General features: G+C 36.9%; 1 protein-coding gene and 1 pseudogene. Both read left to right on the top strand.

Annotated elements, in window-relative coordinates; all coding sequences use genetic code 11:
* Positions 1-252: 252 nt before the first annotated feature.
* Positions 253-555, top strand: coding sequence for a ComEA family DNA-binding protein (locus A5N84_RS09230; protein ID WP_072282142.1), 303 nt, complete (start codon positions 253-255; stop codon positions 553-555).
* A gap of 181 nt (positions 556-736) precedes the next feature.
* Positions 737-894 (top strand): annotated as a pseudogene (locus A5N84_RS13680) (helix-turn-helix domain-containing protein); the annotation flags it as partial.
* Positions 895-985: the final 91 nt, after the last annotated feature.

The raw sequence follows: 985 nt of genomic DNA on the forward strand, positions 1-985 counted from the left end.
CCCCTGTAGAGATACAGGGGCTTTTTTATTTATTGCTTTTTGTTAAGTTTAAAATCTCTTACGTTTATGTTCTAATTTTTAGAGCTTAGAGCTTAGAGCTTAGAGCTTAGAGCTTAGAGCTTAGAGCTTAGAGCTTAGAGCTTAGAGCTTAGAGCTTAGAGCTTAGAGCTTAGAGCTTAGAGCTTAGAGCTTAGAGCTTAGAGCTTAGAACTCATAACCATCATAATTTGGAAAATAATTGAGGAGTACATTATGTTGTTTAAAAAAGCTTTAACTAAAGCAGTGGGAGTGTTGGTCTTATTGGGCTTATCGGCTGCGGTATCTGCTAAGGTCAATATCAATACGGCTACGGTAGAAGAACTGTCTCAGCTCAAAAATATTGGCGAGGTTAAAGCTAAGGCGATTGTAGAGTATCGCGAAGCTAATGGAGATTTTGCCAAAATTGAAGATATCGTTTTGGTTAAAGGAATAGGTGAGGGCATTTTTTCTGCACTGAAAGAGGATTTAAGCGTTGAAGGCGAAACTTCTTTCGAGGATGTTCAAAATTTAAAATAGTTTTAGGCTACTAACCTAAGGCACAAAAGTTTTCTAAAAGACTATCTGAACCTTATCAGATAGTCTTTGATTTTTTGGGAGGCAGATTCAAGCTTGAAGTGCAACGTTTATATAAACAAGAGAGAAGATGTAAGATGTGCAGTGTTGCACTTGCTCATCAACTCTCACCTATCAGAACGTTATAAAACACTACACACATCTTACACAAGAACAAAGGTATAAATATCCGTGCTTAAGAAAAGCGCTTATTCATATAGCGAAATAGCCAATATCGTGGGCTGCCATAAATCTACCATCAGCCGAGAGATCAAACGCAATAGGGGTTGTTCAAACTATAAAAATGCTTGCAAATTTATGGTTTTTGATGACAATGGGAAGCTTGAAATTGTAAGCAATGATTGAAATTATTTGAGGGCGTTCAGAAATCTAT

Source organism: Rappaport israeli, assembly GCF_001888055.1.
GTDB lineage: Bacteria > Pseudomonadota > Gammaproteobacteria > Cardiobacteriales > Cardiobacteriaceae > Rappaport > Rappaport israeli.